Source organism: Nocardia sp. NBC_01009, assembly GCF_045208035.1.
Taxonomy (GTDB): Bacteria; Actinomycetota; Actinomycetes; order Mycobacteriales; family Mycobacteriaceae; genus Nocardia.
On record NZ_CP108695.1, the window covers coordinates 4,524,960 to 4,547,884 of the forward strand.

General features: G+C 66.3%; 12 protein-coding genes. 6 read left to right on the forward strand and 6 right to left on the reverse strand.

Features of this window, described 5'->3' with window-relative positions; genetic code table 11:
* The gene (locus OHA42_RS20210) at positions 1–852 is read right to left on the reverse strand and encodes an SAM-dependent methyltransferase (RefSeq protein WP_406229448.1); all 852 of its coding nucleotides are present in this window, start codon (positions 850–852) and stop codon (positions 1–3) included.
* A 423-nt stretch (positions 853–1,275) separates the two neighbouring features.
* On the opposite strand from OHA42_RS20210, the gene OHA42_RS20215 reads away from it, so the two are divergent.
* Both OHA42_RS20215 and OHA42_RS20220 read left to right on the forward strand, forming a co-directional pair.
* Complete coding sequence (locus OHA42_RS20215) at positions 1,276–1,554, forward strand: hypothetical protein (RefSeq protein ID WP_406239483.1); 279 nt, start codon at positions 1,276–1,278, stop codon at positions 1,552–1,554.
* A 136-nt stretch (positions 1,555–1,690) separates the two neighbouring features.
* On the forward strand, positions 1,691–1,903 hold the full coding sequence (locus OHA42_RS20220) for a hypothetical protein (protein WP_406229449.1): 213 nt from the start codon (positions 1,691–1,693) through the stop codon (positions 1,901–1,903).
* Positions 1,904–2,037: 134 nt separating this feature from the next.
* On the opposite strand, the gene OHA42_RS20225 is transcribed toward OHA42_RS20220, so the two are convergent.
* The 3 genes from OHA42_RS20225 to OHA42_RS20235 form a co-directional block, all read right to left on the reverse strand.
* A complete protein-coding gene (locus OHA42_RS20225) occupies positions 2,038–3,150 on the reverse strand; it encodes a serine hydrolase domain-containing protein (protein WP_406229450.1) in 1,113 nt (370 codons plus the stop codon).
* A 287-nt stretch (positions 3,151–3,437) separates the two neighbouring features.
* Positions 3,438–4,634: an MFS transporter gene (locus OHA42_RS20230; RefSeq protein WP_406229451.1), complete on the reverse strand. Its 1,197-nt coding sequence runs from the start codon at positions 4,632–4,634 to the stop codon at positions 3,438–3,440.
* Between the two features lie 50 nt (positions 4,635–4,684).
* On the reverse strand, positions 4,685–5,443 hold the full coding sequence (locus tag OHA42_RS20235; protein ID WP_406229452.1) for an SDR family oxidoreductase: 759 nt from the start codon (positions 5,441–5,443) through the stop codon (positions 4,685–4,687).
* 140 nt (positions 5,444–5,583) lie between these two features.
* Between OHA42_RS20235 and OHA42_RS20240 the strand changes: the two genes are divergently transcribed.
* Together OHA42_RS20240 and OHA42_RS20245 are read left to right on the forward strand one after the other, a co-directional pair.
* A complete protein-coding gene (locus tag OHA42_RS20240) occupies positions 5,584–6,489 on the forward strand; it encodes a LysR family transcriptional regulator (protein ID WP_406229453.1) in 906 nt (301 codons plus the stop codon).
* A gap of 327 nt (positions 6,490–6,816) precedes the next feature.
* The gene (locus OHA42_RS20245) at positions 6,817–20,061 is read left to right on the forward strand and encodes an amino acid adenylation domain-containing protein (RefSeq protein ID WP_406229454.1); all 13,245 of its coding nucleotides are present in this window, start codon (positions 6,817–6,819) and stop codon (positions 20,059–20,061) included.
* Between the two features lie 494 nt (positions 20,062–20,555).
* Here the strand turns inward: OHA42_RS20245 and OHA42_RS20250 are convergent, their stop codons facing one another.
* Positions 20,556–20,771, reverse strand: a complete 216-nt coding sequence (locus OHA42_RS20250; protein ID WP_406229455.1) for a hypothetical protein — start codon at positions 20,769–20,771, stop codon at positions 20,556–20,558.
* Positions 20,772–20,890: 119 nt separating this feature from the next.
* Between OHA42_RS20250 and OHA42_RS20255 the strand changes: the two genes are divergently transcribed.
* Positions 20,891–22,054, forward strand: a complete 1,164-nt coding sequence (locus tag OHA42_RS20255; protein WP_406229456.1) for an IS30 family transposase — start codon at positions 20,891–20,893, stop codon at positions 22,052–22,054.
* A gap of 39 nt (positions 22,055–22,093) precedes the next feature.
* The gene (locus OHA42_RS20260) at positions 22,094–22,441 is read left to right on the forward strand and encodes a DUF3024 domain-containing protein (protein WP_406229457.1); all 348 of its coding nucleotides are present in this window, start codon (positions 22,094–22,096) and stop codon (positions 22,439–22,441) included.
* On the opposite strand, the gene OHA42_RS20265 is transcribed toward OHA42_RS20260, so the two are convergent.
* A complete protein-coding gene (locus tag OHA42_RS20265) occupies positions 22,442–22,837 on the reverse strand; it encodes a hypothetical protein (RefSeq protein ID WP_406229458.1) in 396 nt (131 codons plus the stop codon).
* Positions 22,838–22,925: the final 88 nt, after the last annotated feature.

A 22,925-nucleotide genomic window follows, 5' to 3' on the forward strand; every position in this document is an offset into this window, starting at 1 on the left:
TCAGGGCTTGCGGCCGATACCGGCCCAGTACCAGGCGGATTCGGGGTCGACAGGTGTCTGCGCCAGCCCTGTGGGTAGGTGGCCGGTCAGTTCCGGTCGCCAGGTGACGACGGGAACCACGCCGGGTTCGATGAGCTCTGTTCCGGCGAACAGTCCCTCGGTTTCCGCGCCGCTGCGCGGGTGGAAGGTGATGCCCGCTTGTTGCGCGGAGTGCACCACACGGGCCATGGCGCGGGCATCGAAATCGGCGGTGGGGTGGGTGATGACGAGGTAGCTGCCGGAGGGGGCGGCGTCGAGCAGGGCGCTGATCACTTCGTGCGGGTCGTCGGTGTCGCGGAAATACATCATGATCGCGACCAGCATGATCGCGACCGGGCGGTCGAAGTCGAGGGTCTCGGTGCGGGCGGGATCGGCGAGGATGGATGTCGGGTCGTGCAGGTCCGCATGGATGAACGCGGTCTTACCCTCCTGTGTGCTCGACATCAGTGCTCTGGCGTGTGCGAGGACGATGGGGTCGTTGTCGACATAGACCACGCGTGCCGCGGGATCGAGTCGCTGCGCGACTTCGTGCGTATTGCCCGCGGTCGGGATGCCGGTGCCGATATCGAGGAACTGGTTGATGCCCGCCTCGCCGACGAGATAGCGCACTGCTCGGCCGAGAAAAGCCCGATTGGCACGGGCCATGCTGCAGATGGCGGGGATATGGGAGGCGATCGCGTCCCCGAGGGCTCGGTCGGCCGGATAATTGTCCTTGCCGCCGAGCCAGTAATCGTAGACGCGCGCCTCGTGTGCGACGCTCGTGTCGATCTTGGTCGGCAATCCGGCAATGGTCTGATCCTGGCTGTCCGGCATAACGATCTCCCTCCACGGAGCCGCCATCGTGCAGCGACTCCCTACCACGAAATTTTCCCGCTCAGGATATGCCTGGCGAACGCCCGGCAGGGGCAATTGCGCTGGACGGCCTCCGGATCCTGGGTGTCGCCGCAAGGGCGGTAAAGGGGCACGCTGCGCGGCGAGTCACAGTACAATCGGTGTGTCGCCCCAGCTAGGTGATCTTGATGAGGTTGAATTGATCAGGTCACGGAGTTTTCTTTCAGCAAACGAGCGGAAAGTGGGACACGACATGGCATCCGACTGCCGCGTCGACGGCCACAGATAGTGCCGCCGCGCCGGTGATCCGAGGCATTTCTCGGCGGCGCATCTCGTTTCGGAGTACCTCCGACTCTTCCTTCTGCAGCATCACCCCGGCATGCGATAGGAGCCTGAAAAGTGAGCATGATTCTCGCTGCGCTGCACGACACCGTTCTCGCAGAGGTCAGCAATCCGACACCGGAGGCGCCACCGATGGCGGAGAAGCTTTTGCAAATGGGTCGCTACTTCACCTGGATGATCCAACTGTCCGGCATCACCGCGATCACCTACGGCGGCGGCCGCTTCGCCTGGGAGAAGTGGAACGGCGGCAACCTGCAGTCGCCGAAGATGATCGCCAGCGCCATGGCGGGCGGTGCCGTCGCGACGAGTGCGGGCACGATCATGAATTCGGTGATCGGCTAGCCGAGCGAGACGCTGTCGACCACGCGCCGCGGCATTGCCGGCGCGTGGTCGAAACCTTTTCGCGGTGCGACAGGCCGGCAACGGCAAGAGCGGACGCTTGTTCAAATTACTTGCGACACAAGCATTTTCCTAGTCGGTGAATTTCGCGAATCTCGATACCGGCGTTGCTCAGGCGTCGCGGGAATCCTCGACAGCCACCAACTCGGAGGCCCGAACCGGGAAGGCCATAGCCTTGCCCACTCACCGGCTCGATGAGCACCCGCTTCGGGTCGCCATCGACGCCAACCGCTGCGAACTGGAACCTCAGCTGCTGCTGGCCGGTGGTGATGGCTACGGTTTCCGGCCGTGATCAGTACGCCTGTTCGGCGAGTGTTCTGGTGTGATCCTGGCTGTAGCGCAATCGATTTCGCGGCTGATTCGGTTCTCATGGGATTGCCGTCGTTGCATGAGTGGGCGTGGTGTTCAGTCCGTCGGCTGTGCCGGCTAGGCCGCGTCGGCCGACCCGGCCTGCCCGCCGCCGAACACCTCCTCGACGAGTCGCTGCGTCGCCTTCTGGAACGCCGCTGCCAGCGACATTGCGGCGTCGTCCACATAGTTCAGCGACGCGGTCAGGGTCTTGGCGCCGTCGGGCGTGCTGTACATCAGCGCCGCGTGGCCCGCGATGCCGCCGTTGTGGGAGATGACGGTGCCGCCGTTCGGGCCCGCGTCCTGCACGAACACCCCCAGGCCGTAACCGACCTTGGATTCCGGCGTGCACATCTCGGCCAGCAGCGGGGCCGGCAGCAGCTCGCCGCCCATCAGCGCGGAGATGAACGTGTGGAGATCGCGGGTAGTCGAGATCATGTCACCGCCGCTGGAGATCCAGGAAGGGTTCTGGCGGGTGACGTCGACCGTCTGCTGCTCACCGGCGTCCTCGTACCGGTAGTAGGCGTGGGCGTGCGGCTCGGGGAGCTCCGGCTGGGTGGTCGGTGCCACGGTGTCCGACAGTCCGAGCGGCCCCAGAATCAGCCGCTGCATCTCCTCGGCCAACGAGCGGCCGGTGACCTTCTCGATCAGCAGCCTGGCCAGCACGTAGTTGGTGTTGGAATAGCTCCAGTCCGTCCCCGGCTCGAACCGTGCCGGCTTGGACAACGCCAGCCGCACCAACTCCTCGGGCCGGTAGGTCTTGAACCGGTTGTCCACCCACTCCTTGCCCGACCAGACGATCCCCGCCGCGACCGTCCCGTCGGGGTAATACTCGCCGGTGAAGTTGAACACCCCGCTGGTGTGCTGTAGCAGCATCCGCACCGTGATCCGCTGGTCCAGCCCGAACTCGGGCAGGTAGTCGGCCGCTGGTGTGTCCAGTGCGATCTTGCCCTCGGCCACCAGTTGCAGGACCAGGGTCGCGGTGAAGGTCTTGGTGTTGCTGCCGATCCGGATGTGCCCGTTGGTCGGCGGCTTCTCGGTCTCGCCCAGCTCGCGCACCCCGGCGCTGCCGACCCACTCGCCCTGCTCATCGTGCACGCGCAGCGACACCCCGGCGAAACCGGAATCGACGATCTCCTGGATGGCCTTCTGCAGCTCCGGGCGATCCTGTGCGGCGGTTGGGGATTGCATTTTCATGGTTCCGTTTCTCTCTGGTGTCACGCTCGGGCGAACAGCTCGCCGAGCACCTCGGGGTCGATGGAAGCTGGGTGCGTTAGGCGGCGGTGGCGTGCCGGATGATGATGTTGCCGAAAGAGTTCCGTGCATCCACCCGCAGCATGGGGCTCGCCACTGATGTTGCCGTCGGCTATCTCCAGGTCGCACTGGCCGAGTTCGGTCGTGCCCGCGAGTCGGCCCACGCCGGCAATGGCTTTCGCGACGGACCACACGTTTCCGCGGAAATTCGGGCAGGCTTCGCTTCAGGGGCGGGTGCTCGGCGTACGCCAAACCGCAAGGGAGGCAAGCGCACTGAGCCCGGCGCCGAACCAGAGCACCGCCGTGAGCGCCACGCTGTCGGCGATGATCCCGCCGAACAACGCGCCCAACGCGATGGCCAGATTGAACATGGCGGTGTTCAGTGCGGTCGCGGCCTCGGTCGAGCCGGGCGCGGCCCGCAGAATCCAGGTCTGCACACCCACCGGGATGCCGCCGAAGGCTAGGCCCCACAGGATCAACAGGGTCAGACCCGTGATCGGCGTGCCGCCGACCAGGGCGACGAGCACCAGGACAACAGCAAGCGCGGCGCTGATCGTGATGAGGGCGGTGCGGATGTTGCGTCCAGCTGCCGCGCCGGTGATGAAGTTGCCTGCAATGCCCGCGACGCCGAAGGCGAGCAACACCAGACCGATCATCGTCTTGTCGATCCCGACCACAGACTGCAAGATCGGACTCACGAAGGTGAAGGCGGCGTAGTGTCCGCTCACCAGCAGGAAGGTGACGAGGACGCCGGCTCGGACGACGGGGTTGCGGAACTGTTCACCGAGGGTCCGTAGCTGCACCGGCTCCGTGGCAGGCATCTGCGGTAGCAACAACAGCAAGGCGACGATCACCACGAGACCGAGTCCGCCCAGGACCCCGAACGCTATCCGCCAGTCGGTGAGTTCACCGATCAGTGTCCCGGCCGGAATGCCGAGCACGTTGGCGGCGGTGGCCCCACCGAAGGCGATCGCGGTGGCTTGCGGGACAAACCTTTCCGGCACCATCCGGACCGCGATCCCGGCGGCCAGCGCCCAGAAGCCACCGATCGCGATCCCGACCAGGAACCGTGAGGCCAGCAGTACCCCGAAGTTCGGCGCCACGGCGGACAGCGCGTTGGCCGCGACCATCAGGGTGATGAGGCCGAGCAGGACAATGCGGCGGTCCAATCGCCCGATCGCCACCGGCAGCATCGGCGCGGTCGCCGAAGCGACCAGACCGGGCACAGTCACCATCAAGCCCGCGGTTCCCTCGGAGACGTCGAGCGAACCGCCGACCGAGGTCAGTAGGCCTACCGGCAACTGCTCCGAGGTCACCACCGAGAACGTCCCCAGCGCTACCGCGACGACACCGAACCATCGTCGCAGTGGCACCCGGTCGGATGCGGAAGCGACCGCCGTGGAGTCGGCAACGGTCATCATGTCAATCTCCTAACCAAGAACATGAACGTTAAGTAACTGAGCGCTAAGGGTTATTCCGCAATGCGGAACGCGCCACCGTCGACACGGATGGTCTGTCCGGAAACCCAGTCGGCGGCCGCGCTGGCCAGCCACCCGACCACCGAGGCGATGTCCTCCGGCTGACCGAGACGACCGCGTGCCGGTGGCGGCCAGAGCCCCGCCGAGTCTGTGCCGAGCACGAACGAGTCGGTGACGGGGCCGGGCGCGACTGCGTTCACTGTGATGTCCCGTGCCGCCAGCTCGTTGGCGCCCGCTTGCACCAGTCGTTCGACCGCCGCCTTCGATGCGGAGAACAATCCGAACCCCGCAGGCGCGCTGAGGTTCAGCGCGCTGGTCAGGGCCACGTACCGGCCGTGGTCGGCGAGATGATGGGCGGCGGCGCGCAAGGTATTGAACGCGCTGCGGACGTTGATGTCGATCAATCGGTCGAAATCGTCGTCGGTGCGGCTGCTCAGCAAGCCTCCCGCCGCCGCCCCGACCGCGTGGACCACGATGTCCAGTCGGCCATGACGGGAAACCACACCCTCGAACAGGGTGTCCACGTCGGCAGACCGAGTCGCATCAGAACGAATGGCCTCGGCGTTTACCCGGTAACGGTCGAGGGCCGCCAGCGTCCTGGCCGCGGCATGCTCGCCGTGGGCGTAGCTGATCACGGTGGCCGCACCGCGCATCGCCAGAAGTTCGGCACACGCCGCTCCCTGATTCCGGCTGCCACCGACAACCAAAGCGACCTTGCCTTCGAGGTCATGCGGCGAGGGTGCGGGAGTCATCGGGAACGTCGCTTTCTGGAGTCGGTGAAGTGCCTCCAGCTTGCTGTGCTCACCCCGATGAGCGGAAACAGAAGATCCCGGTATCTATCACCGATATTCTCTGTTGCCGTCCAGACCCATCGGTCGGCTACGGTAATCGCGTGATCGACCTGGATATCCGCCAGCTGCAATCGTTTTTGGTGGTTGCCCGCGAGCTGAACATCACCCGCGCGTCAGCTCGGCTGCACATCAGTCAGCAGACGCTGTCCACGCAAATCCAGCAGTTCGAACGAGCGATTGGCGTGACGCTCCTGGTCCGCACCTCACGGGGAGTGCTGCTCACACCCGCGGGTGTCGAACTCGAGCGCGGCGGCAACGTGGTGACAGCCGAACTCGGCGAGCTCATCGAGCGGGTGCGAGCCACGGATCGGGGCAGGCTCGGCCGCCTCCGGTTGGCCTGCTGCCCTTACGCGACCGCGCTGTTCGCGACCGAGGTCGCCGACGTGATGGAAGCGGCGGTTCCTGGGCTCGAAGTCGAGTTGACGACCGTGCGCACCCCGCCCGAAGAGCGGGAGTTGTTGATCTCCGGAGACGTCGACGCCGCATTCATGTGGCTACCGCTCGGCGATGCACGGTTCAACCACGCACCGGTGCGTAGCGATCCACGGGTCGTCGCCCTGCCACCTGGGCATCGGCTGGCCGACCGCGGCTCGGTGACGCTTGCGGAGCTGGCAGGTGAGCCGATCATCCGCCCGGACATCTTCCTGTCCGAGGAGAACCTCTGTCATTGGATCGCCGATCCTCGCCCGGACGGCTCCGCAGCGTTGCTCGGCCCGGTCGTGCCGAAGGTCGAGGACTGTCTGATGCTGGTCGCCCGCGGTAAAGGAGTCTGGCTGGCGCCGGAGCCCCTGAGTCGCTGGATCCCCGTGTCCTCCATCCGGTGGCTGCCTGTTGTCGATGCCCCGAACTCGGAGCTGGCGCTGGTCTGGAACGCTGACGCGCCGCATTCTTTGGTCGCCAGAATGATTGCCGAAGTCCGCAAGGTCACCGGGTGGCCTGAGGGATAATCGAGCACGGCGGCCGAGCTGACTAGCACCCGGTCGGCGTCGCGAGAACAGGTCTATCGGCTGGTGGCCGAGCTGCCGCAACCGCTCAGCAGTCGCTACGCCGCATTTCGAGCGACCTGCAAGCGCCCGCCAGCGCCGCATTTCGAGCGACGGCAAGCAGTCGCCATCGCCAGTGTTTGTCAATACCCTTTCGGCGCGCTCGGCAACGGTTCAGACTGAAGTTGCCGTCGCGTGTGTGCAGCGGCGAGTACTACCCCACCGGTAGCTACACCGACGGTCGGATGCACGCCGAAACCAGCGCCGATTCGTCAGAACACAGGTCTGCTTATGCATGAGCCATCCGCGCCATACGCTGTCACCGGCAGTACCGCGCCCGATGGCGCGTTCCCGCTGTCGGCCGCCCAGCGCGGTATCTGGTTCGCCCAGCACATCGCGGGCGACACTCCCATCTCGATCGCGCAATACGTCGAACTGATCGGCCCGCTCGATCTCGATACATTGGCCGACGCCGCCCGCCGGACCGGGCGCGAATTCGGCACCGGCTACCTCCGGCTGCTCGACGTCGACGGTCAGCCGTTCCAGTTCGTCGACACGACGCTCGATGATGACCTGGTCACCATCGATTTCCGCGGCAAATCCGACCCAGAGGCCGCCGCGCATGCCTGGATGCGCGCGGAGTATTCGGCGCCGCTGGATCTGTTGCGAGACCGGCTGGTCGCGGTGACCATGCTGCAACTCGCCGATGATCGCTGGTACTGGTACTCGCGCATGCACCACATCGTGCTGGACGGCATGGGCGCGCTAGCCCTGGTGCAACGCACCGGCGAGCTCTACAACGCGGCCGTCGAGGGTCGGGAGGCGACCGCCGGCAAGGCCGAACCATTGCAGAAGATTGTCGACGCCGATCTGGCCTACCGCAGCTCGGACCGCTTCGAAGCCGACCGCGAATATTGGCGCGACCATCTTGCTGGGATGGCCGACCCGGTGAATCTCGCGGGCCGCGATGCCGAGGTCGACGCGCATCCGAACCGTGTTTCGGGCGCGCTGCCCGCGACCACGGCAGAGTTGCTCGACACCGTCGCGAAGGCGGCCTCCTCGGGCGCCGCACCGACGGTCGTCGCCGCGTTCGGCGCCTATCTCGCCGCGATGACCGGTGCCCCCGAGGTGATCCTGAGCCTGCCTGTCTCGGCGCGCACGACGGCGTCGCTGCGCCGCTCCGGCGGCATGGTCGCCAATGTCGTCCCGCTCCGCCTTACCCTGGATCCGACCACCACGGTCGGTGACGTGATCCGGGCCGCACAGAGTGAACTGACCGGTGCGCTGCGGCGGCAGCGCTACCGGCAGGAGGATATCGTCCGCGATCTCGGCTGGGCGATGGATGAGGCCGCATCGTTCGGTCCGGCCGTGAACTTGATGATGGTGGACACCAGGATTCAGCTCGGCTCGGTCACCGGCCGACTGCACGTGCTGACCTCCGGGCTGATCGATGATCTGTTCGTCAACCTGTATCCCGGGGTGGGCGGTGAGAGCACCCATATCGATCTGCAGGGCAACGGAAACCTCTACAGCAACGCCGAATTGGCAGCGCACCACACCCGATTCCTCTTGTTCCTGCACCGTTTCCTCGCCGCCGGACCGGATGCGCCGCTCTCCACCGTGCAGGTTGTATCCGAGGACGAACGCATCCAGCTGGTACCGGCGCAGGGACCGGCGGGGGTAATCCCACGCACACTTCCCGAAATCCTCAGCGCCGGTGCGGCAATCAACCCGGGCGCCATGGCACTGCAGTGGGGCGATACCAGCCGCACATATCGCGAGCTCGACGAATATTCGAATCGGCTCGCCAGGGTACTGATCGCCGCGGGCGCCGGACCGGAACGGACCGTGGCGATTTCGATCCCGCGCTCGGCCGAGTCCGTGCTGGCAATGCTCGCGGTGGCGAAAACAGGTGCGGCATTCGTGCCGATCGACCCGACCTATCCCGCCGACCGGATCGAGTACATGGTGGGCGACAGCGGTGTCGTCATCGGCGTGACCGTGTCAGAGGCGCGAAAGTCTTTGCCGGAGTGGGTGAACTGGCTGCTCATCGACGACGAGACGATCGGCGGGACGATAGCCGCGCAGGAGTCGGCGCCGGTCACCGATGCCGACCGGCGCTCACCCATATACCTGGACCAAATCGCGTACATCATCTACACCTCTGGGTCGACGGGCCTGCCCAAGGGTGTGCTGGTGTCGCATCGAGGACTGGCGAACCTGGTCGCGAGTTCCGGCAGCGGGTTCGGTGTCGATGCCGATTCCGTTGTGGCACATGCTGTCTCGCCGAGCTTCGACATCTCCGTCGAGGAAATTCTCGTCACGCTCGCGGCGGGTGCGACGCTCGCTGTGGTGCCACCGGCGGCGTATGCAGGCGAGGAGCTGGCAGCGGTCCTGCGCGCACAGCAGGTCACCCATCTCAATGTGACGCCGACAGTCGTCGGCTCGCTCGACCCGGCAACACTGCCGGACCTGCGCACGATCGTCGTCGGCGGTGACGCGTGCCCGCCCGAGCTGGTGGCGAAATGGTCCGAGCGCACCCTGCTGAACGGCTACGGGCCCACCGAAACCACCGTCACCGTGACCTTGAGCGGTCCCATGACCCCTGGTGGTCCGGTCACGATCGGCAGCCTCGTCCGCGGCGTCAGCGCCGTCGTGCTCGACCCCTGGCTGCGCCCGGTCGCCACGGGTGCCGTCGGTGAGCTGTACCTCGCGGGCACCGGGGTAGCGCGCGGGTATCACCAGCGCAACGGGCTGACCGCAAGTCGATTCGTCGCGAACCCGTATGCGCCTGGTGCGCGGATGTACCGCACCGGCGATCTCGTGCGCTGGACCGCGAGCAATGAGCTGGAGTACCAGGGCCGCAGCGACTTCCAGGTGAAGGTGCGCGGCTTCCGCATCGAGCTCGGCGAAATCGACGCCGCCCTGCAACGACACCCGGACGTCGACTTCGCACTCACCATCGGCGCCGAAACCGGTACCGGTGTCACTGCGCTGGTGTCGTACGTACTGCCCAAGCCCGGGGCCGAGGTGCACCCGGAGGCACTCAAGGCGGCTGCCGGGGAAACACTTCCGGCCTATATGGTGCCCGCCGTCGTCATGATGCTGGACAGCATCCCGTTGACGCCCCTCGGCAAGGTGGATCGAAAGGCATTGCCCGCACCGGATTTCAGCGTCAGAACCATTCTGAGCAGGCCGCCGTCTACGCCGCGCGAAGCGGCGCTTGCCGCATTGTTCGCCGAGGTGCTCGGACTGGATGCGGTCGGCGTCGACGAGAGCTTCTTTGCGCTCGGCGGCGACAGCATTGTCTCCATCCAGTTGGTGGCCAGGGCGAAGGCCGCCGGGATTCGCATCAGCGCGCGGGATGTGTTCGAGCGCAAGACCGTTGCCGCACTGGCGGCGGTCGCCACCGAGGTGAAGACCCACGTGGTGCACGAACTGCCCGGTGGCGGTATCGGTTCCGTAGAGTTGACGCCCGCGGCGCACGCGATATTGGACCAGGGCGATACCTGGCGTCGGCTCGGCCGTGCGGCGTTGATCGCGCTGCCCACGGGCTTCGAGCGGGCTCGGCTCGGCGCTGCCGTGCAGGCATTGATCGATCACCACGATCTGCTGCGCTCCTCGCTGCGTCGCGCGGAGCTTGGCTGGGAATGGGTTGTCGCCGAACATGGTTCGGTCAAGGCCGATACCCTGATGCACGCGGTGTCGGTAGGTTCCGAAGACGTGGACGCGATCTGTGCACGGGAACTGCGGCGCGCCCGCGACCTGCTCGACCCGGAGAACGGTGTCGTCGCGCGCTTCGTACTGATCGAACGGGAGGACGCCGATCCACTGTGCTGGCTTGTGCTGCACCAGTCGGTGATCGATGACGCCTCCTACCACATCCTGCTCACGGATCTGGCCACCTCGGCCGCGGGCGATCCGCTCGAACCGGTCGGAACCTCGTTCCGGCGCTGGGCGCACGGCCAGCTCGAACGCGCGGCCGAACGCGGTACTGAACTGCCGGTCTGGCAACAGATCCTGTCCACACCGGATGCGCCGATCGGGTCCGGCACGCTCGATCCAGCCGAGGACATCGTGTCGACCGCGGCGAGCTTGCGGACCGTCATCCCACCGGACGTGGTGGCAGCCGTACTCACCACGACACCGGATCGATTCCATTGCAGCGGCGACGATGTGCTGATCGCTGGGCTCGCCATGGCGGTAAGCCGTTGGCGCGACCGGAAATCCACTGTGCTGACATTGACCGGCAACGGCCGCGCGGCCGCGACCCTGCCCGGCGCTGATATCGCACGCACCGTAGGCCGGTTCGCGAGCACGTATCCGGCGGCCCTCGACCTCGACGGCATCGACCTCGACGACGCGTTCGCCGGCGGCACCGCGGCAGGCACCGCGATCAAGACCACGAAAGAGCAGTTGCGGGCGTTGCCGGACCAGGGAGTCGGCTTCGGCATCCTGCGTTATCTGAACGCCGACGGCATCGTCGCGCTCGCCGATGCGCCCACCCCGCAGATCACCTTCACCTATCACGACCGGACGGCGTCGGTGCACGGCGAAACCTTTCCGACGCAGAGCTTCTCGGCACTCATCGATGATCTCGCGCCGCTGGCCACTGTCCTCGACATCGACGCCACCCTGACCGACACCGGCCTGGAGGTGAGCTGGGGCTATGCTTCCCGGCTGCTCGGCGCCGCCGACATCGGCGAGCTCGCCGCACTCTGGGCGGACGCATTGGGCGCAATCGCCGACCATATCCGGTCGGCGGAGGCGGGCGGCCACACGCCGTCCGACTTCGACCTCGTCCCGGTGACCCAGCCCCAGATCGACAACTGGGAGCGAACCTACCCGAACCTCACCGACGTCTGGCCGCTCTCGCCGCTGCAATACGGCATGTTCTTCCACGCGCTGTACGACTCCGACACCGCGGACGGTTACACGGTGCAGTCCCTGCTCACGCTGGCAGGTACCGTCGATGCCGCCCGATTGCGCACCGCGGCAAAGACATTGGTGGCACGGCAGGAGAACCTGCGGGTCGCGTTCGTGGAGACCGACGACGGTCCCCGCCAGCTCGTTCTCGGCGACATCGAAATCGCTTGGCAGGAAGTCGATCTGACCGGCATCGCCGACGCGGAGGCACGCGTGCGCGAACTCGACCGCATGCTCGCGCTCGACGCGCGTACCCGCTTCGAGCTCGCCCGCCCCCCGCTGCTGCGCTGCACGCTCATCCGGATCACGCCCGACGAATACCGTTTCGTGCTCACCAACCACCACATCGTGCTGGACGGCTGGTCCGGGCCGCTGCTGGTGCGCGAATTGCTGGCCCTGTATGTCACTTCGGGCGACGACAGCGCGCTCCCGCCGGTGCACTCCTATCGCCGATTCCTGGGCTGGCTGGGTGAACAGGACGACGCCGCGTCGATAGCGGCGTGGCGGCAATCCCTGGCCGGCATCGATACCGCGACCCGGGCGATTCCGACCCTGGCCGATATCGAATCGACCGAGACCGGCACGATCTCCGTCGACCTGTCCCGCGATACGGTCGCCCGATTGGAGACGGCCGCACGCGAATCCGGCGCGACGGTCAACACCATGGTGCAGGCGGGCTGGGCGATGCTGCTGGCCATGCTCACCGGCCGCACCGATGTGGTCTTCGGCGGCACGGTCTCGGGCCGGCCGCCGGAGCTGGCCGGTGTCGAAGAAATGATCGGACTGTTCATCAATACGCTGCCGGTGCGTGTACACCTCGATCCCACCGAGAAGGTGACCGACCTGCTCGCCCGCCTGCAGTCCGAGCAGGCACGGCTGATGGACCATCAGCATGTCGGGCTGGCCGCCATCCATCAGGCCATCGGCCTGGCCGAATTGTTCGACACGCTCACCGTATTCGAGTCGTTCCCGATCGACCGCGAAGCGTTGTCGCAAGCACTCGACATCGCGGGCATGCGGGTACTCGACGTCGACACCACCGACACCACGCCATATCCGTTGAGCCTCATCGTCATTCCGCTGCGCGGCAGTGACGGACAGGACACGCTGCGAATCACCCTGAAGTTCATGGCAGACCAGCTGGAAACTTTTGCGGCACAACTCTTCCTGAATCGCTTCGTCAGACTGCTCACGCAGCTCGCCGAGAACCCGAACGCCCTGGTTTCGCAGCTGCAGTACTGCGACGACACCGAACGCGCCGCGCTACTTCCGGTCCGCGGACCGGAGTCGGTGCCCCTGCGCACCCTGCCCGAAATCCTCGCCGCCGGTGCGGCTATCGACAGGGACGCCATCGCGGTCAGCGCGGGCGAACTCACGATGCCCTACGGCGAACTCGACGCCTGGTCCAACCGCTTCGCCCGGATACTGCTCGGGCGCGGCGTCGGCCGTGAGATCTTCGTCATCCTGGCCCTCACCCGGTCGCTCGAGTCCGTGGTGGCGCTGTGGGCGCTGGCCAAGACGGGTGCGGCCTTCGCGCCGCTGGATCCCAACTATCCGGTGGAACGGATCGAGCACATGCTCAGCGATTCGAAGGCGCCGATCGGGGTGACGGTCACCGCGATCGGCGAGACGCTGCCCGGCAGTATCGACTGGCTGCTGCTCGACGACCTCAACACCATTCGCCGGGTCATGATGGTCTCCGATGCCCCCATCACCGATGAGGAGCGCGGCGGACCGATCGATATCGACCAGACCGCCTATTTGATCTACACCTCGGGCTCCACCGGCAAGCCGAAGGCCGTACTGCTCAGTCATCGTGGTGTGGCGAATCTGGTCACCGCCCAGCAGGAGACCCTCGCGCTCGACCACACCGCACGGACCTTGCAGGTGGCCTCGCCGAGCTTCGACGCCTCGGTGTTCGAACTACTGACGGCGCATGGGATGGGCGGCAGGCTTATCGTCTCACCGCCCGACGTCTACGGCGGCACCGAATTGGAGCGGCTGCTGCGCACGGAACGGGTCACGCACGCCGTGATCACACCGTCCGCGCTGGCCACCATGGATTCGACGGACCTCGAGCACCTGCGCGTGCTCGCGGTCGCGGGTGAGGCCGCGACACCGGAGTTGATCGAGCGTTGGTCGGCGGGGCGCCGGATGGTGAATCTCTACGGTCCGACGGAATTCAGCATCTGGGCGAGCGGGCCCGGCGAACTCGTCGCGGGCGAACCGATCACGATGGGCGGGCCGATTCGCGGCGCCGTGAATATGGTGCTCGACAGCTGGCTGCGCGCGGTACCGGTGGGCGTGCCGGGTGAGCTGTACCTGGCGGGTCCCGCGCTCGCACGTGGCTACTTCAACCGGTTCGAGATGACCGCGGGGCGTTTCGTCGCCAACCCGCACGGCGAACCCGGTGAGCGGATGTACCGGACCGGGGACATGGTGCGCTGGGTCCTCGGGCACGACTCCGGATATGAGCTGGAGTACCTGGGCCGCAGCGACTTCCAGGTCAAGATTCGCGGACTGCGGATCGAACTCGGCGAGATCGACGCGGTGTTGTCCCGGGACGTGGAGGTCGAATACGCGGTCACGATCGGCCGCGCCGGACCGGCGGGCGCGACGGTGCTGGTGTCCTATGTCCTGCCCCCCGAGGGCGTGCGGCTCGATACCGAACGGCTGCGTGCGCAGGTGGCCGCGGAGCTGCCCGGGTACATGGTGCCCGGCTACCTCATCGTGTTGGACTCCATCCCGCTCACCCCGGTCGGCAAGTTGGACCGCAAAGCCCTTCCGATCCCGGACTTCTCGGATACCGGCCGGCCGTATCTCGCCCCGCGCACGGCCGTAGAGCAAGCCGTCGCCGAGGTATTCGCCGAGGTGCTCGGCACTGCGCGGGTGAGTGTCGATCAATCGTTCTTCGAACTCGGGGGCAATTCGCTCAGCGCCACCAAGGTTGTCGCCCGGGTCAATTCGGCCCTGCGGTCGACCATCGCGCTGCGCGACCTGTTCGACGCGCCTACCGTCGCACAGCTGTCCGCGCGCGTCGTCCCGGCCACCGACGACAAGCCGGGACGCTTCGCGCTCGCCCGGCGGATCCGGCCGGACCGAGTTCCGTTGTCTCCCGCGCAACAACGGATGTGGGTGCTCAACCGGATGGATCCGACCTCGCCGGCGTACAACATCGCCGTCGCGCTACGGCTCACCGGCGACCTCGATGTCGACGCCATGCGGCTGGCGTTGGCCGATGTCGTGGATCGACACGAAAGTCTGCGCACCCTCTATCCGGTGGATGCGGAGGGTCCACGCCAGGTGGTGATCGGCACCGCGACGGCCGCGCCGCCGATGCCGCTGATCGGCACCGAAGACGGTGCGCCGCTGCGGGATCGGATCAACGATCTGGCCGGCACGGGATTCGACCTCGCGACGGAACTGCCGCTGCGTGTCGGGCTGTTGCGGCTCGACGGTACCGCTCCGGTTCATATCGTGGTTCTGGTGGTGCATCACATCAGCGCCGACGGCGCGTCGATGGCGCCGCTCGCTGCCGATCTGGTTGCCGCGTACTCCGAGCGCGCCACCGGCGCCGACACCACCCGTGTCCCGCTCGCCGTCCAGTACGCCGATTTCGCGCTCTGGCACCGGGAACTGCTCGGCAGTGAATCCGATCCGGAATCGACTGCTGCACAGCAGATTCGCTTCTGGACCGACTCACTCACCGGTGCGCCGGACGTGCTGGAATTGCCGGCCGACCGGCCACGCCCGGCCGTGCAGACAATGCGCAGCACCGAATTCGAATTCCATATCGAAGCCGAAATGCACCGGGCCCTGCTCGAATTCGCTGCCGCACACAATGTCAGCCTGTTCATGGTGGTGCACGCCGCGCTCGCGGTGCTGCTGGCCCGGCTCGCAGGCACCGACGACGTCGTCATCGGCACCCCGATCGCGGGCCGCGGCGAGGAGGCGCTCGACGAACTCGTCGGCATGTTCGTCAATACGCTCGCGCTGCGCACTCCGGTCGACCCGGGCGCTGCATTCGCCGAGTTTCTCACCACGGTGCGGTCGGCGGATCTGGACGCGTTCGCCAACTCCGATGTCCCCTTCGAGCGGCTGGTCCAGGTGCTGAACCCGAGCCGGTCCACCGCGCATCATCCGCTGTTCCAGGTGTCGCTGTCGCTGCAGAACTTCGCCGAGCCGGTGCTGGAGCTGCCCGGATTGCGCTTCGAAGTAGAGGACTTCGACCGTGACGCATCGCAATTCGATCTGATGCTGGACCTGCGCGAACGTTTCACCGACACCGGACCGGCCGGGCTGGACGGTGTGCTGACCTACGCGACGGACCTCTTCGACGTGGCGACGGTCGCATCGTTCGCGACCCGGTGGCGGCGGGTGCTCACGACGGTCCTGGCGCAGTCCGATGTGTGCCTGGCCGATATCGACATCCTCGACGATGCCGAGCGCTCGGCGCTGGTTCCGGTGCGCGGTCCCGAAACCAGCGGCACGACAACGCTTCCGCAACTTCTCGCCGACTCTGTCACGCGGTATCCGGAGCATCCCGCGCTGGTCGTCGATGGAAAGACCACGACCTACCGAGAACTCGATATGCACGCCAACCGACTGGCACGGCTGCTGCTCGAGGCGGGCGCCGGCGCGGAAACGGTGGTTGCGCTCGGCCTGCCCCGGTCCGCCGAACTGCTCACCGGGATGTGGGCTGCCGCGAAGATCGGGGCGGCCTTCCTGCCCGTCGACCCGAAGCATCCGGTGGACCGCATCGATCACATGCTCACCGATTCCGGTGCCCGCGTTGGCCTCACCATCGGCGCTTATCGCCCGACATTGCCGGACAGCACCCACTGGCTGGTCCTCGACGACCTCACCTTCGTCGAACGCTGGTGTCACGCGGGCGGTCGAGGACTGCGCGACCAGGAACTGCCGAGCCCGATCCGGCCGGACAGTCCGGCATGGATGATCTACACCTCCGGGTCGACCGGAACGCCCAAGGGCGTCACCGTTTCCCACCGGGGCATCGCCGATCTCGTGGCGGCACAACGCGAGTCGCTCGGGATGGATGCGACGTCGCGGGTATTGCAGGTGGCCTCGCCGAGTTTCGACGCGTCGGTGTTCGAGGCGCTGATGGCGTTCGGGTCCGGCGGCGCCTCGGTGGTCGCACCGCCCGAGGTGTTCGGCGGCAGCGCGCTGGCCGAGTTGATCGACGCCGAACAAGTCACCCACATGGTGATCACCCCGTCGGCGCTGGCCACCATCGATCCCGCCGAGGTGTCGAGCGTGCGGGTGCTGGCGGTGGCGGGCGAGGCCGTCGGCGCCGAACTCGTCGACCGGTGGGCCGCGGATCGGACGATGATCAACCTGTACGGTCCGACCGAATTCACCATCTGGGCAACGACTTCCACGCCACTAGTCGTCGGCGAGCCGGTCGCTATCGGCAAGCCCGTCCGCGGCGCATCCGCCCTGGTGCTCGACGATCGGTTGCGTCCGGTGCCCGTCGGCGTCGCGGGCGAACTCTACCTCGCCGGGCCCGCCCTGGCCCGCGGTTACCACGCCCGGCCGAGCTTGACCGCCGCCCGCTTCATTGCGAATCCCTTCGGCGGACCGGGCGAATCCATGTACCGCACCGGCGATCTGGTCCGCTGGACGCGCATGGCGTCGGGGTTGGAGCTGGAGTACCTCGGCCGCACCGATTTTCAGGTCAAGGTGCGCGGACAGCGCATCGAGCTCGGCGAGATCGACGCTGTGCTCGGTCGCGCCGAGGGCGTCGATTTCGCGGTGACGCTGGGCGTACCGGGCCCCACCGGATCGACCGCGCTGGCGGCATATCTGGTGCGCGCTTCCGGCGTCGAACTCGACCTCGCGCAAGTGCGTGCCGTCGCGGCAGACACCTTGCCCGCGTATATGGTTCCGGCCGCCTTCGTCGTCCTGGACTCGATCCCGCTCAACGCCGTCGGCAAACTCGACCGCAAGGCCCTGCCCGCGCCGGAATTCACCACCGACCGCACCGAGTACCGGGCGCCGTCGACCCCGACCGAGGAGGCATTCGCGCAGATCTTCGCCGAGTTGCTCGGTATCGACAAGGTCGGCGCCGATGATTCGTTCTTCGCCCTCGGTGGTGACAGCATCCTGGCGATCCAGCTGGTGTCGCGGGCGAAACAGCAGGGCCTCAATTGCACGCCGCTGCAGGTTTTCGAACATCGCACCGTTGCCGCGTTGGCCGCGGCGACCGATGCCGCGGGCACCGTGGTGACGCTCGACGAACTGCCCGGCGGTGGCACCGGCGATATGCCGTTACCGCCGATCGTGCACTACATGCTCGAGCGCGGCGGCAACTACAACCGCTTCGCGCAGACCGCAGTGTTGGAACTTCCGGTGGGCATCGACCGGGGCCGAATCGTGGCGACCCTGGCGGCCGTCCTCGACCGACACGACATCCTGCGTGCCCGGCTGACGCAGGCCGAGGACGGCGAATGGCGGCTGCTGGTAAGCGAACCGGGCTCGGTCGAGGTAGACACGCTGCTGCATCGTATCGAATTCGACGCGGGCGCCGACTCCGTCGACCTGCGTGAGTTCGCGGTGACCGTCTTGGATTCCGCGGCGAACCGGCTGGACCCGGCGAACGGTATTGTGCTGCAGTTCATCTGGCTCGACCCGATCGGCGATGCCGGAACCAGAGCGCGGCCGGGGCGGCTGATCGTACTCGCGCACCACCTGGTGATCGACGGCGTCTCGTGGCGCGTGCTGGTACCGGATCTGGTCGCCGCCTGGGCGCAGGTGTCCGTCGGCAACAGCCCGGTGCTCGCCGAGACGGGCACCTCTATGCGACGGTGGGCGTACGCGCTCGCCGAGGAATCCCGCACGGATCGACGGGTTTCCGAACTCGGATACTGGCAGGGCGTGCTCGAGGGCCCGGATCCGCTGATCGGTGCCCGTGAGCTCGACCCGGCGATCGATCAGGCACACATGTTGCGCATGATCGACCGCCAGGTATCCGCGGAAGTCACCAACGCACTGCTCACCACGCTCCCGGGCCTTTTCCAGGGCGGCGTCAACGACGCCTTGCTCACCACGCTGGCGCTCGCGCTGGTGCGCTGGCGGGCCCGCCGGAGTATCGCCGAGTCGACTGCGCTGGTGCGGCTGGAAGGCCATGGCAGACAAGAGGAAGTGGTTCCCGGCGCCGACCTTTCCAGGACGCTGGGCTGGTTCACCAGCATCTATCCGGTGCGATTGAATCTCGATGGAATCGATGTCGACAATGCGCTCGCCGCAGGCCCGGCCATGGGCACGGCGATCCGCGCGGTGAAACATCAACTGCTCGCGGTGCCGGACAAGGGCATCGGGTTCGGTCTGCTGCGCTATCTCAATCCCGATACGGCAGCGCAACTTCCGCGGCGGCTGCCCGGTCGAATCAGCTTCAATTACCTCGGCCGGTACTCGGCCGGCGCCGGCCCGGCTGGGCTGGAGGGCCTCGGCTGGCTGCCGACCGACGAGTTCGGCGAACTCAACGCGGCCGAAAGCCCGGACGTGCCACTGCAGTCCGCGATCGATGTGAACGCGGTGGTCGTCGGTGACCGGCTGGAAGCAAGTTTCGGCTTCCCCGAAACACTGCTGCACCACGACGATGTGACCGAGCTGGCCGACCTCTGGGGCGAGGCGCTCGGTGCGGCCGCGGAATTCGCCCGCACTCCGGCCGCACAGGCCGCCGCCGACGAAGAGGCCGCGACGATCGCCGCGCAAGCAACCGCGGCCGAGATCGCCACCGCTCCAACAGGACTCGGACTGGACGTGCTGTTGCCGATCCGGCTCGGCGGCACCGAACCCGCGTTGTTCTGTATCCACCCGTCGTCCGGAATCTCCTGGACCTACCTGGGATTCGCGGACGCGCTGCAGCCGGGACGACCGATCTACGGACTACAAGCACCGGATCTCGGTGGCCACGAACCCCCGGTCCGTTCGATCGAGGAGTTCGCCGACCGGTACATCCGCGAGATGCGCGCGGTACAGCCGACCGGGCCGTACCACCTGCTCGGTTGGTCCTTCGGTGGGCTCATCGCACACGCGATCGCGACCAAACTACAGCAGGCCGGCGACACCGTCGGTGTCGTCGCACTACTCGACGCCGATACCACCGATATCGATGGCGACAGCATCGAGCGGCTCACCGCGGGCGGCTTCGTCAACGCCTTCGGCTCGGTCTTCGGTATCGACGACGTGCCCGCAGACGCCACCGCTGAAGCCGCCGCCGAGCTGATTCGCGAACGGCTGGGCGGTGTTTCGCTCATCGACGCAGACACCATCGAGCGGATGGCCGGATCGTTCAACGCATCGGCGCAGACCAGAACCGGCTACCAGCGCCCGGTATTCGACGGCGACATCGTGTATTTCAGCGCAACCGTCGACGCCTCCGACGTCTTCGGCCCCGGCGGCTGGCGGCCCTATGTGACCGGCGATATCACCAACCACGACATCGAGGTCACGCACCTCGAGCTGACCGGACCACATGCGCTGCCCATCATCGCGCGCGTGCTCGACGCGGAATATCTGGGAGGAAAACGACGGGTTCCGAAGAAGGAGTCCTCGTCGAAGGAATCGAGAAGTCGTTCGGCGCCGTAAAGGCCTTGCGCGGCCTCGATTCGTGGCAGCACCGGATGGAGAACTTCAAGAAGGCCGGCATCACCACCCTGCGGACGACGCAATACGCTGAAGGCTGTCCAGCCAAGTCCGCGCGTAGTAGTACCCCGACGGCAGATCGCCCGCCTTGCGAGCCTCGGCGAGAGCGCTGGTGTCCGTGGTGTGCCGGGCGGCGTTCAGCTCGTCGCGGCGGCTTCGCGGGTGTCCGGCTCAACACCGAGGACGCCGACCGCGGTGCCCGCACCGGCGCGCCCACCAGACGGCGTCGGCATCGGCCTCGATCGGCGCGCTCGGGTTCGGCGTGGTCGAGGTACAGGTTGGCGGTGTCGTTGCGCCGTAGGGTGACCCTCTCGTCGGCTTGGCGGACGAACCGATGCAGGACAGCGGTCTGGAGTTGTCCGACGCCGCGCGTGACGTGTTCGGGGTGTCGCTGGGCTCGGCGGTCGGAGCGACCATCACCCTGGAGAACGAGTACGTCATCGCCAGTGACGGTGGTCGTAGGCGGCGAGGAACTCGTCATGGCGTTCCACCGGGACCGTGATCAAAATGACGACGCCGACGCCGTCGATCGGGTTCGTCTCGACGGCACCGTGGCGGACGGCGATCTGCATCATGGCGCGCAGGACGATCTTGTGCTGCTTGGCTTTGCGGCGCAGCCCCAGGCTCACCAGCCGTTTGAGGTGCCGGTCCAATTCTCCGGCGGTCGCTTGCCAGACCTGGAGGTTGCCCAGAGAGTTCTCGATCTTGATCTTGGTCTCAACAGGTCAACGCATCACTGCTGGTGAGAAGATGCGTGATCGTGGAGGCTTGGATGGGTAGCAGAGCGCTCGGGTTCAGTGTGGACCAGCAGAACCTGATCTGGGATCTTCATCGCCGTGGTGAATCGATACGAGAAATCGAGCGGGTCCTTGGAGAAACGATGCCCCGAATTCGTCGCTTCCTGCGCGAGTCCGGCGGTATCCGACCGGTCCCACGAACACGGAGAATCGGCCACATCACCGCAGGTGAGCGTGAAGAGATTTCCCGGGGAATAGCCGCCGACGACAGCGCTCGCACGATCGCCGAGAAACTCGGAAGATCCCCATCCACGATCTCACGCGAGATCGCCCGCAACGGCGGACGTGCGGAGTACCGGGCGCTCGACGCCGATGCCGCGGCGTATGTCCGTGCCCGCCGTCCCAAAGCATCGATCCTGTGCGCTCGGCCGATTCTGCAGGAGATCATCACGACCAAGCTCCATGAGCAGTGGTCCCCGCAACAGATCTCGGTCTGGCTCCGACGTGAGAACCCGTCCGATCCCTCGAGGTGGGTCTCGCACGAGACGATCTATCGTTGCCTCTACATTCCGTCCCGAAAAGTGTTCGACAGCACTACATTTCACGAGTTGCGTACCGATCGGCCGATTCGCCGGCCACGCGGGAAGAAGCGCTCCCACGGGTGCGGCAGGATACGGAACATGGTCTCCATCGATCGCCGACCTCCTGCGGCGGACGATCGTAGCGAGCCCGGGCATCTGGAAGGCGACCTGGTATTCGGAACCAGGCCGTCGGCGGTCGCGACTTTGGTGGATCGGCAATCCCGTTTCACGCATGTGGTGGCGTTGCCGGACGGGTACCGGGCCGAGACGGTAGCGGATGCGCTGGTCACCTATCTGAGCAGGTTGCCGGCGCATCTGCGTCGGTCGCTGACCTGGGATCGCGGACGGGAAATGGCCAAGCACGAGCACATCACCACAGCTCTCGACATGCCCGTCTACTTTTGCGCCCCGCATCATCCGTGGCAACGCGGGACGAACGAGAACACGAATGGGTTGCTTCGGCAGTACCTTCGTAAGAATGCTGACCTGCGCAGTTTCACCCAGGACGACCTGAACATGATCGCCGCCAGACTCAACGATCGGCCTCGTCGAGTGCTCGACTGGGACAGCCCACGCCAGCGAGAAGAACAGGTGCTCGGCACCTACGCAGCCGGATAGCGAAGCCGGCCATCAGGGGTGGTTGGCATGATGGCCGGCATGGCTGCCACAGGACTTCCCGAACTCGATGTCGCCCGAATCGTGAAGTACTGCGCCAGCAGAGTTCCCGAACAATATCGCCACGAGATTCGGGTCGAATGCGACGTCTCGCCGCGCCATGTCACGATCTGCGAATGCCGACCACCATGGCGCGAGGACTTCGGCCCGGAATGGACACGATTCCCGATCGCCCGCCTGCACTACACCAAGAAAACCGGGTTGTGGACGCTGTATTGGCGGGACCGACACCTCAAATTTCACCGCTACCGGCTCTTGGAGCCGAGCCCTCACGTTCAGGACCTGCTCGATCACATCGACAACAGTGGCGACCCGATCTTCTGGGGTTGATCAGTTATCGTCGGTGACGCGTTGACCTGTTGAGACCAAGAACGTTTTCGGGTCGGCACGCTTATCTTTCGATACGTAGATCTCGCGACGGTAGTCCTCGATATTTCCCTCGGTGTAGGCGTCATCGCCCTCCAGTTCGGCGAGTAGTTCGGCGGCCAGATCGATCAGCTTGGTGGTGCGAGTGATACGCCGAGATCCCAGTTGTTCCCGGTGGTCGCGCATGGCTTCGGCGAGCCTGTTGCGTGCGTCGTCGGCGGTCACACCGATCCGCTCGAGCTGGGTACTTCCTGCGGCCCCATAGAAGCGAACGGTGGCGCGCCAGCGTCCGTTCTTCTGCTTCTTCGGCTTCGTCGGTGTGCCGAAGGTTCCTACGGGTTTGGGGAGTCTGCCGCCCAATTGCGCTTTCTCCGTTCGGTACTCGGTGTGCGGATTGCTGCGTGTTGCGCTTTATCGAGTCGGGGACCTAAGAGCTCCTGACGGGTTC

Bases quoted from the DNA above. Each gene is read 5' to 3' on its own strand.
- OHA42_RS20235 (WP_406229452.1), bottom strand. From the start codon at position 5,443: ATGACTCCCGCACCCTCGCCGCATGACCTCGAAGGCAAGGTCGCTTTG.
- OHA42_RS20230 (WP_406229451.1), bottom strand. From the start codon at position 4,634: ATGATGACCGTTGCCGACTCCACGGCGGTCGCTTCCGCATCCGACCGG.
- OHA42_RS20260 (WP_406229457.1), top strand. From the start codon at position 22,094: ATGGCTGCCACAGGACTTCCCGAACTCGATGTCGCCCGAATCGTGAAG.
- OHA42_RS20225 (WP_406229450.1), bottom strand. From the start codon at position 3,150: ATGCAATCCCCAACCGCCGCACAGGATCGCCCGGAGCTGCAGAAGGCC.
- OHA42_RS20245 (WP_406229454.1), top strand. From the start codon at position 6,817: ATGCATGAGCCATCCGCGCCATACGCTGTCACCGGCAGTACCGCGCCC.
- OHA42_RS20215 (WP_406239483.1), top strand. From the start codon at position 1,276: ATGATTCTCGCTGCGCTGCACGACACCGTTCTCGCAGAGGTCAGCAAT.
- OHA42_RS20210 (WP_406229448.1), bottom strand. From the start codon at position 852: ATGCCGGACAGCCAGGATCAGACCATTGCCGGATTGCCGACCAAGATC.
- OHA42_RS20255 (WP_406229456.1), top strand. From the start codon at position 20,891: ATGGGTAGCAGAGCGCTCGGGTTCAGTGTGGACCAGCAGAACCTGATC.